This window comes from Streptomyces sp. NBC_00075 (assembly GCF_045041225.1).
GTDB lineage: Bacteria > Actinomycetota > Actinomycetes > Streptomycetales > Streptomycetaceae > Streptomyces > Streptomyces adonidis.
The window spans coordinates 11,597,719-11,613,371 of sequence record NZ_CP108243.1 but is presented as its reverse complement, the minus strand read 5'-3'; the positions used below and the strand labels follow the sequence as shown (position 1 = coordinate 11,613,371).

Annotated in this window: 12 protein-coding genes and 1 pseudogene; 9 read left to right on the top strand and 4 right to left on the bottom strand. The window is 69.6% G+C overall.

Going from position 1 to position 15,653, the window contains the following annotated elements; all coding sequences use genetic code 11:
- Positions 1-31: 31 nt before the first annotated feature.
- Positions 32-997 carry a hypothetical protein gene (locus OG787_RS51135; RefSeq protein ID WP_405540313.1) on the bottom strand — a complete coding sequence of 322 codons (966 nt, stop codon included), beginning with the start codon at positions 995-997 and terminating at the stop codon, positions 32-34.
- Between the two features lie 203 nt (positions 998-1,200).
- Between OG787_RS51135 and OG787_RS51130 the strand changes: the two genes are divergently transcribed.
- The 3 genes from OG787_RS51130 (at position 1,201) to OG787_RS51120 (ending at position 4,727) form a co-directional block, all read left to right on the top strand.
- On the top strand, positions 1,201-1,461 hold the full coding sequence (locus OG787_RS51130) for a heavy-metal-associated domain-containing protein (protein ID WP_369032846.1): 261 nt from the start codon (positions 1,201-1,203) through the stop codon (positions 1,459-1,461).
- A gap of 108 nt (positions 1,462-1,569) precedes the next feature.
- On the top strand, positions 1,570-3,855 hold the full coding sequence (locus OG787_RS51125; RefSeq protein ID WP_405540312.1) for a heavy metal translocating P-type ATPase: 2,286 nt from the start codon (positions 1,570-1,572) through the stop codon (positions 3,853-3,855).
- A gap of 89 nt (positions 3,856-3,944) precedes the next feature.
- Positions 3,945-4,727, top strand: a complete 783-nt coding sequence (locus tag OG787_RS51120) for a TSUP family transporter (protein ID WP_405540311.1) — start codon at positions 3,945-3,947, stop codon at positions 4,725-4,727.
- A gap of 833 nt (positions 4,728-5,560) precedes the next feature.
- On the opposite strand, the gene OG787_RS51115 is transcribed toward OG787_RS51120, so the two are convergent.
- On the bottom strand, positions 5,561-6,238 hold the full coding sequence (locus tag OG787_RS51115) for a hypothetical protein (RefSeq protein WP_405540310.1): 678 nt from the start codon (positions 6,236-6,238) through the stop codon (positions 5,561-5,563).
- A gap of 200 nt (positions 6,239-6,438) precedes the next feature.
- Here OG787_RS51115 and OG787_RS51110 point away from each other — a divergent pair.
- Both OG787_RS51110 and OG787_RS51105 read left to right on the top strand, forming a co-directional pair.
- Positions 6,439-7,208: pseudogene (locus OG787_RS51110) on the top strand (transposase family protein).
- A 322-nt stretch (positions 7,209-7,530) separates the two neighbouring features.
- Positions 7,531-8,199, top strand: coding sequence for a Type 1 glutamine amidotransferase-like domain-containing protein (locus tag OG787_RS51105; RefSeq protein WP_369032850.1), 669 nt, complete (start codon positions 7,531-7,533; stop codon positions 8,197-8,199).
- 42 nt (positions 8,200-8,241) lie between these two features.
- Here the strand turns inward: OG787_RS51105 and OG787_RS51100 are convergent, their stop codons facing one another.
- The gene (locus OG787_RS51100; RefSeq protein ID WP_405540309.1) at positions 8,242-8,784 is read right to left on the bottom strand and encodes a hypothetical protein; all 543 of its coding nucleotides are present in this window, start codon (positions 8,782-8,784) and stop codon (positions 8,242-8,244) included.
- A 411-nt stretch (positions 8,785-9,195) separates the two neighbouring features.
- Between OG787_RS51100 and OG787_RS51095 the strand changes: the two genes are divergently transcribed.
- Positions 9,196-10,785, top strand: a complete 1,590-nt coding sequence (locus OG787_RS51095; protein ID WP_405540809.1) for a RecQ family ATP-dependent DNA helicase — start codon at positions 9,196-9,198, stop codon at positions 10,783-10,785.
- A gap of 143 nt (positions 10,786-10,928) precedes the next feature.
- Positions 10,929-12,539, top strand: coding sequence for an ISL3 family transposase (locus OG787_RS51090; protein ID WP_405540307.1), 1,611 nt, complete (start codon positions 10,929-10,931; stop codon positions 12,537-12,539).
- A gap of 108 nt (positions 12,540-12,647) precedes the next feature.
- Here the strand turns inward: OG787_RS51090 and OG787_RS51085 are convergent, their stop codons facing one another.
- A complete protein-coding gene (locus OG787_RS51085) occupies positions 12,648-13,427 on the bottom strand; it encodes an NAD(P)H-dependent oxidoreductase (RefSeq protein ID WP_369032854.1) in 780 nt (259 codons plus the stop codon).
- A 139-nt stretch (positions 13,428-13,566) separates the two neighbouring features.
- Between OG787_RS51085 and OG787_RS51080 the strand changes: the two genes are divergently transcribed.
- Together OG787_RS51080 and OG787_RS51075 are read left to right on the top strand one after the other, a co-directional pair.
- Positions 13,567-14,415 carry a helix-turn-helix transcriptional regulator gene (locus tag OG787_RS51080; protein WP_405540305.1) on the top strand — a complete coding sequence of 283 codons (849 nt, stop codon included), beginning with the start codon at positions 13,567-13,569 and terminating at the stop codon, positions 14,413-14,415.
- Between the two features lie 117 nt (positions 14,416-14,532).
- On the top strand, positions 14,533-15,468 hold the full coding sequence (locus tag OG787_RS51075) for a transposase family protein (protein ID WP_405540304.1): 936 nt from the start codon (positions 14,533-14,535) through the stop codon (positions 15,466-15,468).
- Positions 15,469-15,653: the final 185 nt, after the last annotated feature.

Genomic DNA, 15,653 nt, shown 5'->3' with positions numbered 1-15,653 from the left:
TGGCCGGTTGCCCTTGGACGGCGGCGAGGGGTCACTCGTGCCCGTCGTGCTCCGCCGAGCCGCTCTCCTCGGCGTGCTCACCCTCCGCCGGGGCGGTGTCGCCGCCGAGGTCCGCCTGGACGGTGAAGTTCGCGGTCCGGACCTTGCCCTCGTGCTTGAAGTCGAGGAAGAGGCGGTAGCCGTGGGCGCTGGGCGCGGTGGCGGTGAAGGAGACGGTCGGCCCGGGCTTCGTCCTGGGGTCGCCGGCCTCGCTGTTGGGGTGGACGTGGAGGTAGGCCAGGTCTCCGGCGCGCAGGGCGACCAGGTGCCCGTAGGCGCCGAGGTAGGGCTGCAGGTCGGTCACCGGCCTGCCGTCCTTGCTCACCTCGAAGGTCAGCTCCCGTGCGGAGCCGGCGTCGAGGTCCCCGCGCAGGGTGACCGTGTAGCCGTCGACCTTGCTGGTGGGCACCTGCTGGGGCAGTGGCTGCGGCTGGTAGCTCCCCGCGACCGCCAGGTCGGTGCCCAGGGTGAGGCTTTCGCCGTCCCCGGCGGCCGGGGCGAAGTCCGCGAAGAGGCGGTAGTCGCCGGCCGTCGGCAGATTCACGGAGACGTGCCACGTGCCGTCGGTGGACCGCGTGGGGTGCAGGTGCCGGTAGACGGTCAGGTCGCGGGAGGCCAGGATCAGGTGGAGTTCCTTCTCCTGTTCCACCGTGTAGTCGGTGACCGGTCGCCCCTTCGCGTCCAGGACGGCGAACCGTATCCCGGTGGCGCGCCCGCGCTCGATCCGCGGGGTCTTCAGGTCGATCGAGTAGCCGTGGGCCGAGACCTGCAACCCCTCGGGGACTTCCACGGCATCGTCCGCGCCGCCGCCCTCCGCCGTCTCGACCTCAACGGCGGCATGCGTACCCGCTTCGGTGCCCGAGTCGTCGGATCCGGCGAGGCTGCCCAGACCGTAGGCCGCGCCGAACACAAGGGCCAGTGCTGCGACGAAGCCGGTGATCTTCGGCCAGGTCTTCATAAGAGTCTCCCTGGAAGGGCCGACAGCAGGAACGTCATGCGACGAAACATATACCCCCATGGGGTATCTTGCAATGGATGTGAACATACACCCCGGGGGTATACCATCTACCCCCTGGGGGTATATCGCCGATCCATCTTGGCAGGAGCGGTGATCAAGCCCCTCCCCGGAGCACCCACGCATCGACACCCGAGGTGAAGACCATGACCGATCAGAAGAACTCCGGCGCCGCGTCCGTCGCCCCGCGGGGTGAGGTCACCGCCGTGTACAAGGTGTCCGGCATGACCTGCGGCCACTGCGAGGGCGCGGTTTCCGAGGAGATATCCGCGATCGACGGCGTGACCTCGGTGAAGGCGGTCGCCGAGACCGGCGAGGTGACGGTCACCTCCACCGCCCCGCTCGACGAGGAGGCCGTCCGCGCCTCCGTGGACGAGGCGGGCTACGAGCTCGTCGGCTCGGTCTGAGACTTTCCGGGGCCGGCGGCCCCGGGCCCCGCGTTCCTCCCCGCCGGGGCGCGCCGCTCCCGCTGACGCGGCTGCCGGCCGTCCCGGCCAATCCCAGGAGAACCTCCCATGACAAGCGCGGCTCCTGATACGAGACTGCACGGCCCGGCATCCGGGTCCGCCTCCGAGGTCGAGCTCTCCATCGGCGGCATGACGTGCGCCTCCTGCTCGGCCCGTATAGAGAAGAAGCTCAACCGCATGGACGGCGTCACGGCGACCGTCAACTACGCCACCGAGAAGGCGAAGATCTCCTACGCGGACGGCATCGAGGTCGGCGACCTCATCGCCACCGTCGAGAAGGCCGGCTACACCGCCAAGCAGCCGCCCCCTCCCGCTCCACCGGCCGGCGAGGGGGACGACGTCCGGGCGGCCGGACCTGTTGTGGACGGGGAGTTGCTCTCCCTGCGGCAGCGTCTGCTGGGGTCGCTCGCGCTCTCGGTGCCGGTCGTCCTGATGGCCATGGTCCCGGCCCTGCAGTTCGACAACTGGCAGTGGCTGTCGCTGACGCTGGGCGCACCGGTCGTCGTCTGGGGCGCGTTCCCCTTCCACCGGGCCGCGTTCACCAACGCCCGGCACGGCGCCGCGACCATGGACACCCTGGTGTCCCTCGGCACGCTCGCCGCGCTCGGCTGGTCGCTCTGGGCGCTGTTCTTCGGCGACGCGGGCATGCCGGGCATGCGGCACGGCTTCGAGTTCACCGTCTCCCGTTCGGACGGCTCCTCCTCCATCTATCTGGAGGCCGCAGCCGGCGTGACCACGTTCATCCTCATCGGCCGCTACCTGGAGGCGAAGTCCAAGCGCAAGGCGGGCGCGGCACTGCGCGCACTGCTGGAACTGGGCGCCAAGGACGTCTCGGTGCTGCGGGACGGCAAGGAAGTACGCATCCCCGTCGCGCAGTTGGCGGTCGGTGACCGCTTCGTCGTACGCCCCGGAGAGAAGATCGCGACCGACGGCACCGTGGTCGACGGGTCCTCGGCGGTGGACGCGTCGACGCTGACCGGCGAGTCCGTGCCGGTCGACGTGACCGTCGGCGACGCCGTGACCGGCGCGACCGTGAACGCCGGCGGCCGGCTCGTCGTCGAGGCGACCCGCGTCGGCGCGGACACCCAGCTCGCCCGGATGGCGAGGCTGGTCGAGGACGCACAGAACGGCAAGGCCGAGGTGCAGCGCCTTGCCGACCGTATCTCCGGCATCTTCGTGCCTGCCGTCCTGTTCATCGCCGCCGCCACCCTCGGCGCCTGGCTCGGCGTCACGGGCGACACGGCCGCCGCCTTCACGGCCGCCGTGGCGGTACTGATCATCGCCTGCCCGTGCGCGCTCGGGCTGGCCACGCCGACCGCGCTGATGGTCGGCACCGGCCGCGGAGCCCAACTCGGCATCCTCATCAAGGGCCCCGAGGTCCTGGAGTCCACCCGCCGTGTGGACACCGTCGTCCTGGACAAGACCGGCACGGTGACCACGGGCCGCATGCAGCTCCAGGACGTGTTCACCGCACCGGACGTGGACGAGAGCGAACTGCTGCGGCTGGCGGGCGCGTTGGAGCACGCCTCCGAGCATCCGATCGCGCAGGCGATCGCCGCCGGCGCGGCCGAGCGGGCCGGAAGCCTGCCGGTACCGGAGAACTTCGAGAACGTCGCCGGCCTCGGCGTCCAGGGGGTCGTGGACGGGCACGCCGTACTCGTCGGCCGCGAGCGGCTCCTGAACGAATGGTCGATCGTCCTTCCCCGGGAGCTGGCCGAGGCCAAGGCCACGGCGGAGGCCGAGGGCTGTACGGCGGTCGCCGTCGCCTGGGACGGCGAAGCGCGCGGCGTCCTCACCGTCGCCGACGCGATCAAGGAGACCAGCGCCGACGCGGTGGCGGACCTGCGCGCACTCGGCCTCAAGCCCGTCCTCCTGACCGGCGACAACCGGCTCGTCGCCGAGTCGGTCGCCCGGGCCGTCGGCATCGACGAGGTCATCGCCGAAGTCCTGCCCCAGGACAAGGTCGACGTGGTCAGGCGGCTACAGAGGGAAGGCCGTACGGTCGCGATGGTGGGCGACGGCGTCAACGACGCGGCGGCACTCGCCACCGCCGACCTGGGTCTGGCGATGGGCACCGGCACCGACGCGGCGATCGAGGCCGGCGACCTGACCCTCGTACGCGGAGACCTGCGGGTGGCCGCCGACGCGATCCGCCTGTCCCGCAAGACCCTGGCCACCATCAAGGGCAACCTCTTCTGGGCCTTCGGCTACAACGTCGCGGCCCTGCCCCTGGCCGCGCTCGGCACGCTCAACCCCATGATCGCCGGTGGTGCGATGGCCTTCTCCTCGGTCTTCGTCGTCACCAACAGCCTGCGCCTGCGGTCCTTCAAATAGGCCGGGTCGTATGACCAGGGGCAGGCCGGGTCAACGGGTTGCCGTCCAGGGCAGCGATACTGACCGGACGTTCGAACCAGGGGGATTGGGTGGAGTGGTCGACAGGGCTGTCCGGTCTGGCCGTCGGCCTGTTGATCGCGGTGGTGACCGCGCCCGTGGGGGTCTCGGGCGCGGTGTTCCTCCTGCCCGTGCAACTGAGCGTGTTCGGCGTGCCCAGCCCGGCGGTCACCCCCACCAACCTGCTGTTCAACGTCGTGGCCGGACCGGGCGCACTGCTGCGCTACCGCCGTACGGGCCTGCTGCACAGCGTGCTGACCCGCCGCCTGATGGCCGGCACCTTGCCCGGCGTGGCCGTCGGCGCCGTGGTGCGGGTGTTCGCCGTCCCGGGACCAGCCGTCTTCCGTCTCCTGGTCGCCGCCCTGCTGATGCCACTGGGCCTGTGGCTCATCATGCGTACTCTCCGCCCCGCCCGGCCCAACCCGCCGGCGGAACCATCTCCCCGCACCGTCACCGGCCTTGCCCTGGCCGTCGGGATCGTCGGCGGAATCTACGGGATCGGCGGCGGCTCCATCCTCGGCCCCGTCCTGGTCGGCCGGGGCATGCCCGTCGCCCAGGTCGCCCCGGCCGCCCTCGCCTCCACCTTCGTCACCTCCCTGGCCGGCGCCGCGGCCTTCACACTGCTGTCCCTGACCGGCGCCAGCGGTGTCACCCCCGACTGGTACCTCGGCCTGGCCTGCGGCCTCGGCGGACTGATCGGCGGCTATCTCGGCGCACACCTCCAACCCCGCCTGCCGGAAACCGCCCTGCGTCTGCTTCTCGGCGCACTCGCCGCCGCCCTCGGCATCTCCTACGCCGTGCAGGCACTGCGCTGATGCGGCGCTCCAGTGCCAGGCCCCAGACTCCGGGACAAGGGCCCGAAGCGAGCGGTTCTCACGGTCATGTGCGGGTAGCTCTGCGAGTCGTCGCTGTCCGGGAGGGCACAGCGGTCCCGGACGCCCCGGTCCACGCGCCACGTGCTGTCGAACTTCCGAGCGGCTTCCGCCGCCCTCTCCTCGACGGGACAGCCAACCGCGCACACTGCACGCTCCGGCTCCCCTGGCTCGCCGTCCCCGTCACCCATGGTGGGCGGCACCTTGGTGGCCTTCCACGAGAGCGGACCCCGTGCACTCTCTGTCGCCACGTCTGCTCCGGCCACACCCCGGCCCTGCGCAGACGCACCACCCACCTGAGTTTGTTGCCACAGGGACCCTCGGTTCAGATCAGGACCACCGCTGTCAGAACGGTCGAGATCAGCGCCCCCCCCCGGCCACGCCAGCCACCTGCGGCGCCCGTCGGCGACGGCGGCGGCCAGGATTTCCGCAACGCCTGCGATGGCGGTCGCAGAGCCGAGATACAGGCCACGGCTACTGGCCCGTTCCGCGAGGCTCACCTGACGCTCCTGTTCCGTCCGAAGATCCGGCGCGTCCTCGGGCTTGTCGCTCAGGGCGGTCACGGTTTCGGCATCGATGCGGTCGGCGTGTTCGGGCGCGCCCCATGTACTCGGCGATCTGCCGCACATGCTCCGCGACGCGCGTCTCGACCACCGCCACCACTCGCTCGTGCCGTGCCTGCTCAGGCGTGATTCCGGTTCCCAACGCGGCTCGTTCGCGCGCCGTCGCCTGGAGCTCGATGAGCATGGCCGTCTGACGGCTTCCGTTCAGGAAGGTCACTCGCGGGCCGTAGGCCAAAGTGCCGGTGCCGTCCTGGACCGCCTGGCGGGCTCCTCGGCCTGGGCCCGCTGTTCACTGCCCGCCATGTAGACCCCTCCAAGGGGAAGCAACACCAGCAGGGCGACGACAAACAGATGGAGTTCCGCGGTGACGCGGGGCCAACCGCCACCCGTGACCGCGGGCTGAGGGATGACTTCCAGATCCCTGACAACACGTCGGCGGTCAGGACCCGGCGGCGTGCGCAGGCTGCGTGGCCGTACGACGTTCGCGGCCAGCACTCCGGTGATCACGGCCACGCCTGCGAGGGCCGCGAACACCAGCCCCCATCGCGCCCACTCGTCCCCGGAGCTCATCGTCGCGCCGGGGACGAGTTCGTAAAGCTTCGGTTCGTCCCGTTGCCCGTCAGCGAGTCGGCGGGGCAAGTCATAGCCGAGATTCTTGTACCGGTAGGCGTCATGCAGGACGCTTCCGGAATCGGCCGTGCTCCTCAGCGCGAACGCGGTCTGGGCGGCGAGCTCGTAGTCCGACGCCGCGATCCTGCCCTCATGCCGGATCGGTCGCAGCGCGTTCGCGCGAGCAGAGGCCGCGGCCACGTTGAACGCGAGCCGTGCGTCGTCGGCGTAGACCTCGCGCACGTCCTCCAGCAGCGCCTCCTGACGCGTGAACTCCTGCACAACAGCCCTACTTCCGCGATGAGTTCACCAATCACATCCGGCGAGAGCCCCGTGACCCGGTACTCCGCCACGATCAACCCACGCGCCCCAGTCCCCATCATGCACAGTTCAACGAGCCGCCCGGGCACCGAGCCACGGCCAACTGTGCACGAGGTCGTAAAGCGTGTTGCAGAACGCCGTGAGCAGGGCATTTCCCTGCTATGCGTGGGGTGTTGAGGGCTGATCCGTTGTGGGTGGAGACGTTCACGGGGCTGCGGATGAACCAGTTCGAGCGGTTGCTGAAGGTGGTGCGGGAGCGGGGTGGCGGCGGGCCGCGAATCGGCCGTCCGTGGTGTCTGCCGCTTGCCGACCGGGTGCTGGTGGTAGCTGTCTACTACCGGACGAACCTGACCATGCGGCAGCTCGCTCCGCTGTTCGGGGTGTCGCCGGCGACGGTATGCCGGGTGATCCAGCGGCTACGGCCTCTCCTCGCGCTCGAGGCGGCCTCCCGTCCCGTCGATGTCGCGGACCGGCTGTGGATCGTGGACGGCACGCTGGTCCCAGTCCGCGACCGCAAGGTCGGTGCTTCGAGCCGCAACTACCGGTTCTCCGCGAACGTGCAGGTCGTCATCGACGCCGACACCCGCCTGGTCGTGGCCACCGCCCGCCCGGCCCCAGGCAACAAGGCCGACGCCCAGGTGTGGCGCAACTCCGGCCTGCCGGAGCAGTGCCAGGGTGTCACGGTGCTCGGCGACGGCGCCTACATCAACACCGGGCTGGTCGTCCCGCACCGCAAGCGACCCGGCCGGCCGCTGCTGGTCGGCGAGGAAGCCGACAACGCAGAGCATCGCCGTGTCCGTGCTCGCGTCGAGCACGCCTTCGCCCGGTTGAACAACTACAAGATCCTCCGCGACTGCCGACAGCACGGCGATGCCCCCACCACGCGGTCCAGGCCATCGCGCACATGCACAACCTCGCCCTCGCCACTTGACCAGCACAGCCGTCGTCGGGCTTTGACCTGCAAAATCACGGCGCTCTGCAACACGCTTTAGCAAGTTACTCGTGAATCGCGGCGCATCACACTAGAAAGCGCCCGCAGCAGGCATCCCGAAACGCTATGCACATCACCTCTGAGTGGGCGGTATGTGAGTTGGTAGGCGACCTATTGCCCACCTGCGCGTATGGGACTGCGGAGGCATCCCGGCCGGTCGGCGAGCTCGGGTGTGCGGGGCTGAACACCGTAAGCGAGCGCAAGCCCTACAAGAGCGGCTGTCGCCGGTAGTCTGGCCCCGCCAATGACACTTGGGGGCAGCGTGAGGCTTCTTCTTACTTCCGCCGGCATCAAGAACACGAGCATCCACAACGCACTGGTCGACCTACTGGGTAAACCGATCGCCGACTCCAACGCCCTCTGTATCCCCACTGCGGGGTACGGGCACCCCCAGGGCAGTCCTGCTGGGGCATGGCGTTTCATCACCGGTCAGTCCTCCACGCCCATGTGTGAGCTGGGTTGGAAGTCCTTGGGAGTGCTGGAGCTCACCGCGCTGCCCAGCATCGACGAAGAACGCTGGGTCTCCTGGGTCCGAGAGGCAGACGTCCTGCTGGTGAATGGCGGCGACGCCCTGTACCTGTGCCACTGGATGCGGCAGTCCGGGCTGGCGGATCTCCTGCCCTCGCTGCGCGAGACCGTCTGGGTGGGGCTGAGCGCCGGGAGCATGGTGATGACCCCCCGTATCGGGGAGGACTTCGTCGAATGGAAGCCGCCCGCCGGTGGCGACAGCACGCTGGGCATCGTCGACTTCTCGATCTTCCCGCACCTGGATCACGAGCTCCTGCCGGAGAACACCATGGCCGACGCCGAGAGATGGGCGGCCGAGATCATGGGCCCGGCGTACGCGATCGACGACGAGACCGCCATCACCGTGACCGACGGCACCGTCGACGTCGTCTCCGAGGGGCACTGGAAGCTGTTCTCCTCCTAGCCGCCGGCAATTGCGATCGGCAAACGCCCGCTCATGCCGCAATCAGGGCGAACGAGGGCACGAGACGATCAGCTCGATCGAGGGGACGAGGAATGGCTGGCCCGCCCGCTGCCAGAGGGGTAGGGCGTGAGTTGATGTCCGTTTCCCTCTTTCGGGAGGGGCAAGCGGCCAGGCCGCAGCGTCGCCGGGCGGCTGCAGCCGCGGGTGGGTGAACAAGCCCTGCTCGGTCTCGGCCAGGATTCCGCGCTCGGCCGGCCGCTTGAGCGACAGACGGGTGTTGTCGATGTTGTTGGGCGCGATCTCCAGGTCCATTGCCTCGCACACCTGCCGTGCCCGCAGCGGCGCGTCGGACGCGGCGAACACCGCCATGATCTGCTGGTAGGCCGGTTGGTCCGGCAGCTTCGGTGCCGGCGGCGCGGACGGTGCCGAATCGGGCAGCTCGAGCAGCGTCTTGCGGGTGATCCGGACCTCCTCGGCGGCCCGGCCGAGTTCGTCCAGCCGTGCGGTCAACTGTGCGATCTGCTCCCTCGTCGTCTTGGCCTGCGCGGCGATCTCCCGTTCCCGCTCCTCCAGCCGCGCCAGCACCGCCCCGAGGGTCAGCTCCCCCGCCGGTCATGTGCTGCGTCAGGCCGCAGCGGGGCCCCGGTCAGCCGGGGCGGTCTCCGTAAGCCGCAGCCTGGGCTCCTTGCGCCGCGCAGATGGGCAAGGACGTGCTGGCCGTGCCCGGCAACACGGTCGAGGCAAAAGCCCCTGAACGCCTTCGTGACGCTCGCCGGCCTGCCGCGAGCGTGCCGTCGCAGTCCGCGCCTGGCGATCGGACTGCTTCGGGCCGGGGCGGGCACTAGACCCACCACCGCCCGTCCGGTTCCGCCCCGGTCGCGCGCAACCGCTTCGGGAGTCCCTTTGCCGATCAGCCTGTTCGTCGCCCGCCGTCTCCGCAGAGCCGCGCGGGTGGCCTTCGGATGGGACGAGTTGCGTCCCGGCCAGCTCACCGCGATGAAAGCGGTCATGCGCCGCAGGGACGCCATGGTGGTGATGCCGACCGGCTCGGGCAAGTCGGCGGTGTACCAGGTGCCGGGCATGCTGCTCCCCGGTCCGACGCTCGTCGTGTCACCGTTGATCGCTCTCCAGCGGGACCAGATCGCCGGACTGCTGCGCAGCAGCGGCCAGACCGCCGTCGCCGTCAACTCGTCGATGTCCAGGGCGCAGAACGAGCAGGCATGGCAGAGCGTGAGCAACGGAACGGCCCGGTTTCTCTTCCTCGCCCCGGAACAGCTCGCCAAGCAGGACGTGCTGGAGCGGCTGGCCGCGCTGAGACCGTCCCTCTTCGTCGTGGACGAGGCGCAGTGCGTGTCCTCCTGGGGCCACGACTTCCGACCGGACTACCTCAGGCTCCGGCAGGCCGCCGAGAGCATCGGGCGCCCTCCCATCCTCGCCCTCACCGCCAGCGCCGCCGCGCCGGTGCGCGCCGACATCGTCGAGCAGCTCGGCATGCGCAAGGCCCACGAGGTGGTGGCCGGGTTCGACCGGCCCAACATCCGCCTGGAGGTCACCCACTTCCTGGACAACGCGGCCAAGCGGCGCGCCGTGGTGGAGCGGGCTGCGGCCGAGCCCAAGCCGGGCATCGTCTACGTCGCCACCCGCAAGGACGCCGATGCGTACGCCGCCGAGCTGAGCGAACTCGGCCTGAGCGCCGCCGCCTACCACGCGGGCAGCCGGTCGGCCGACCGCAGCGCGGTCCACGACCGCTTTCTCGGCGGCGAGTTGGACGTGGTGGTGGCCACCTCGGCATTCGGCATGGGCATCGACAAGCCCGACGTACGGTTCGTGCTGCACGCCTCGGTGCCCGGGTCCCTCGACGCCTACTACCAGGAGATAGGCCGGGCGGGCCGGGACGGCGAGCCGTCCCGGGCCATCCTGCACTACCGCGTCGAGGACCTGGGCCTCCAGAAGTTCTTCTCCACCGGCCGCCCGGACGCGGACACCATCGCCGACGTCTCCCGCCTCGTACGAGACCGTGCGACCCCGCTGACACCGACGGAACTCCAGGAAGAGACCGGCCTGTCCGCCGGCCGGCTGACCGCCGTCCTCAACCTCCTGGAGAGTGCCGGAGCCCTCACCACGGAACGCGGAAAGGTGGCCCCGGTCCCCGGGGCCGACGCGGAGGAAACCGCCACGCGGGCCATGGAGTTGGGCACCGCGCACGAGAGCATGGAACGCTCCCGGGTCGACATGATGCGCGGCCTGGCCGAGACCACCGGCTGCCGACGGCGTTTCCTGCTCGGCTACTTCGGCGAGCGCCTCAACTCCCCCTGCGGCAACTGCGACCGATGCGAACAGCGGCCCACCGACGCCGAAGCCGCAGTCGCCGCCGTCCCCGGCCTGTCCCGCCCCCGGACCGCCTCACCCACACGCCACGACCACCCGTTCCCGCCCGGCACCGCGGTCCACCACCCGCAGTGGGGTGACGGCGAGGTCCTCAGCGAGGAGGAGAACCGGATCACCGTCCTGTTCGCCTCGGTCGGCTACCGAACCCTGTCACTACCGGTGATCCTGGAGAAGAACCTGCTCACAGCCGCTTCCTAGTTGGAAGCCCGGTCAGCCCGCCGCAGCACCGCATACAGCCCCGCGTGGCTTTGTATCTGAGTGAGGGCTCTGGCACAAGTTCCGGGCTCTGTCGCTGATTTGGGGGTGCGTGAGGATCAAGAGCAGGTGGGCATCACCTCGGTGTGGGGGATGTGGTTCGCCTCGCCGACCTTCTCCTTCCGGGGGTTGGGGCGGCGGTGGAAGCAGTGGTTCTTGGGGACACTGAGGTCCGGCTTTCTGTGCGGTCCAGGGTGGGGTCGGCCGCCTGTCCGGGATGTGGATGGAGATCCTCGCGTGTGCACTGCTACTACCAGCGGTGTCTGGCGGACCGTCCCGTCGCTGGCCGTCAGGTGCGACTCGATCTGCGGGCACGTCGTCTCGTGTGCGGTAACGGCAGCTGCGGGCGTCGGACGTTCACCGAGCAGATACCGGACCTGACGCGTCGACATGCCCGCCGCACGAATGCCCTCACCGCTCAGCTCACGGACATCGCCTTGTTTCTGGGCGGACGTGCGGGAGCCAATCTGTGCGGGCGCCTGGCTGTGACCACCGGCAAGGAGACCCTGTTCCGCCTGCTGCGCGCGCTGCCCGTCCCGGCGCCGGAATCTGTCCCGTGTCTGGGCGTCGACGAGTTCGCCGTGCGCCGCGGCCGGACCTACGCGACGATCCTCGTCGACATGAACACCCGGCGCCCCGTCGACATCCTCGCGGACCGCACCGCGCACACTTTCGCGGCCTGGCTTCGCGAACACCCTCAGGTCCAGATCGTCTGCCGCGACCGCGCCGGCTCCTTCCGCGACGGCGCCCACGCCGGTGCACCACAGGCCGGGCGAGTGGCCGACGCCTGGCACCTGCTGCACACCTTCGCCGAGGCCGTCGAGCGAGTCGTCGGACGACACCGCGCCGATCTGCGCGAACCCCTCACACTCCAGCCCAACCTGGACGGCATCCACCCATCCGCAGGCGTCCACCCCACCGCCCTGGACGAGCTGAACGTGCACGGACGGCCTCGACCGCTGGTCGCCCGCACCCGGGAACGCCACCAGCAGATCCACGAACACGGCGACAGCCTGCGAGCCATCGCCCGTGAACTCCACCTCAGCCGCGGCACCGTCCTGCGCTTCGCCCGGGCCGCCGAAGTCCAGCAACTTCTCGACGCGGCAACCGACCGCCCGAGCATGATCGACGACTACCGGCTCTACCTGCACCACCGCTGGATGGAGGGCTGCACCAACGCTGCCGCACTCACCCGGGAGATCCAGCAGCTCGGCCACCGCGGAGACGTCAACACCGTCCGCCGCCACCTGCGGCCCTACCGCACCGGGACGATCCCGGCGGATGCCCCGCTGCCCCGTCTGACCGTCCGCCGGGTCACCGACTGGATCATGCGCCGGCCCCAGCAACCCACCGACACCGAACGCAAATGCCTCGACGAGCTGTGCGAACGCAGCCCTGTGCCGGCCACGACCACCCAGTACGCCCAGCGACTGGCCTCGATGGTGCGCGAACGCCGCAGCGAGCACCTGTCCCTCGACGTCTGGCCCGCCGACGTCCGCCTCGACGGGCAACGAGAACTCCGTACCCTGGCCGCCGGCATACGCCGCGACCGCGCAGCCCTGCTCGCCGCCCTGACCAGCATCTTCACCTCGGGAGCGGTCGAAGGCAACGTCACCAGAATCAATCCGCTGAAGAGACAGATGTACGGCCGGGCCAACTCCGACCTCCTACGACGCCGCATCCTCCTGTCACCTTGATCAACCAGCCACCACCCCCAAATCAGCGACAGAGCCCAAGATCTGTGCCAGAACCCAGCTCCCACGTACAGAACCACCTGCGCCCAGCTCGGGGTGTCGGGCCGGCGACTAACCGCGCACATGCAGCCCGAAACCCGTGCGGCCCGCGGGCTCCAGTCCCTCCTTCAGGTGCAGCGAGGGGATCTCGTAGTCACCGAGGTTCTGCCGCCGGAACGCGATCGGCTCGGTCGACTCCAGAGTGAGCAGGCGCTCCTCCCAGGCCTTGGCGACGTCCGGGTAGCCCTCGCTGGTCATCCGGTCGCTGCCATACAGCACGAATGGCGGCAGCACCTCGATGCCCGGGTAGTAGAGGATGCCGTGGTGGATCGGGAACAGTAGATCGTCGATGGGGCCGTTGATCCCGCGAGGGGCGTAATGCGACTCCGGGCCGCCGGCGGTCACCGACAGCAGAGCCTTCCTGCCTGCGAGGGTGCCTTCGCCGAAGCGCTCGCCGTACCTGGTGTCGCTGTGCTCGCCGACGCCGTACGCGAAGTGGTAGGTGAACACCCGGTCCACCCAGCCTTTGAGGATCGCGGGCATCGTGTACCACCACAGCGGGAACTGGAAGATGATCGTGTCGGCCCACAGCAGTTTCTCCTGCTCGGCAAGGACGTCCGGGGTGAGCGTCCCGGCGTCGAAGGCCCGGCCCGAGTCCAGGGCGACCTTCAGCGGACTTGAAGCGTCGGGACCGTAGTCCGCGGCGTCCACGACCGCCTTCCAGTTCATCGCGTACAGATCGCTCACCCGTACCTCGTGCCCGGCTGTCTCCAATGTGGACACCGCGAGGTCCTTCAGAGAGCTGTTGAGCGACTTCGGCTCCGGGTGCGCGTAGACGATCAGCGTTTTCATGGGAACTCCTTCGGATCGGGTGCCTTGGATTCTGGGCGCCACGGCGCCCGGCGTTCAGGGACGCCTCTTCCATCGGAAAGGACTTCCTGGTATTGGCAGGACCACCTTGCGCGAGCACCACCGAGGCCATACTGGGGGCATGGACGATCTTGCGGGCTTCCTGCGGACCCGGCGTTCCCGGGTCGACCCGGCGGCCGTCGGCATCCTCACCGACAGCCGCCGCCGGGTCGAAGGGCTGCGCCGAGAAGAGGTCGCGCACCTGTCCGGAGTCAGCGTCGACTACTACGTACGTCTGGAGCAGGGCCGCGCGACCCAGCCCTCCGAGCAGGTCCTCGACGCGCTCGCCCGCGTCCTCGGCCTCGACGAGACCGAACGCGGGCACCTCTACCGGCTCGCCCGGCAGCGCCGTCGCCGTGCGAAGGCTCCGGGCGGGCGGGTCCGGCCGGAGCTGCTGCGCGTCCTCGACCTGGTCGCCGACGCACCCGCGCTGATCATGGACCACCGCCTGGAGGTGCTCGCCGGAAACCGCCTCGCCGGGCTCCTCTACGGCCGGCCGATGCCGGGCCTGAACACCGCCCGGCACATCTTCCTCGAGGAGGCCGAGCGCGGCCTTTACGCGGACTGGGAGAAATGCACCCTCGACGTGGTCGGGCACTTGCGCCTGGCCGCCGGCAAATACTCAGAGGACCTCCGCCTGGCCTCGCTCATCGGCGAGTTGGCGATGGGCAGCGAGCGCTTCCGCCGCCTCTGGGCCCGCGCGGACGTGCGTGCCCGCACACATGGACGCAAGGCGTACCGGCACCCGCTGGTCGGACTGCTGGAACTGCACCAAGAGAACTTCGCACTACCGGATGAATCAGGCATGGAGCTGCTGGTGCTGTCCGCGGCCCCCGGCAGCCCCGCCGAGGACGGGCTGCGCCTGCTCACGGGCCTGGGCGCGGACAGCGGTGACGCGCATCCCACAGTGAACGCTCACGTCCGCGAGTAACTCAACGAAGCCCACCGCCGGGAATGCCTCAACAGTGACGGCTTTCCGGTCCCCGGCCTAACGACCTCGTGCACAGTTGGCCGTGGCTCGGTGCCCGGGCGGCTCGTTGAACTGTGCATGATGCGGACTGGGGCGCGTGGGTTGATCGTGGCGGAGTACCGGGTCACGGGGCTCTCGCCGGATGTGATTGGTGAACTCATCGCGGAAGTAGGGCTGTTGTGGCACGACCAGCATCAGGCTCGGCTCGCGGCTCGGCCGTGGCGGCGAGCTGTGGAAGCCGGGGCGAAGCACAAGTTCGTCTTTGTTGACCGGCTGCTGGCCACCCTGGTGAATCTGCGCCATGGCACCACTCATGACGTACTGGCCTGCTGGTTCGGCGTGGACCGCTCCACGATCACCCGCGCCATCGACGAGGTGAGGCCGCTGCTCGCGCAACGAGGCTGCACCGTCGCGCCGGGCGTCCGGCTGTGCACTCTCGCCGAGGTCATCGAGCACTTGGACACCGAAGGGCAGACCGGGATTATCAACGGCACGGAGATCCGCGTGCGACACCCGGCCGCCGGCAGCAAGGGCAGGGACAAGTCCGTCTCCGGCAAGACCAAGCAGAACGCCGTGAAGTCCATGGTCCTCGCGGACACCGAGGGGCGCGTGCTGTTCTGCAGTCCGGTCCGGCCGGGCAGTTGTGCCGACATCACCCAGGCCCGCCAGTTCGGACTGATCGAACTCCTGGCCGATGGTCCGTTCCTGGAGATCCTCGCGGACGCCGGATACCAGGGCATGGGCGCGCAGACCGGCGGACGGGTGGTGACACCACCCCACCGCAAGTTCAAGAAGAACGCGCCCGCCTGGTACGAGGAGAGGCTCGAGCAGCAGCGCGAAGCGCACTCCTCACGTCGCATCCGTGTCGAGCACGGCATCGCACACTTGAAGAACTGGCGCTCTCTCGCCCGCCGCCACGGCCGCCGCGAGCACATGAGCGACATCCTCCAAGCCGTCGCCGGACTCCTCTCACACCAGCAGACCGCCACCCGGCCCAGCAGTTCCCGGGTGTGAACCCAGGACGAATCCGCAGCCTTCGACGTGACGCGTCCAACCGTGCACTAGCTCGTAAGGCGCCTTCGACTTCAACGGCCGGGGGCGTTTCTGCAAAGTTGACTGCCTGTTTGGCGCGCTGGTTACGAAGGCCGCTTCGTTGTCGGCCAACGATCCGACCTTCATGCGATCAACGAATAGTTTCG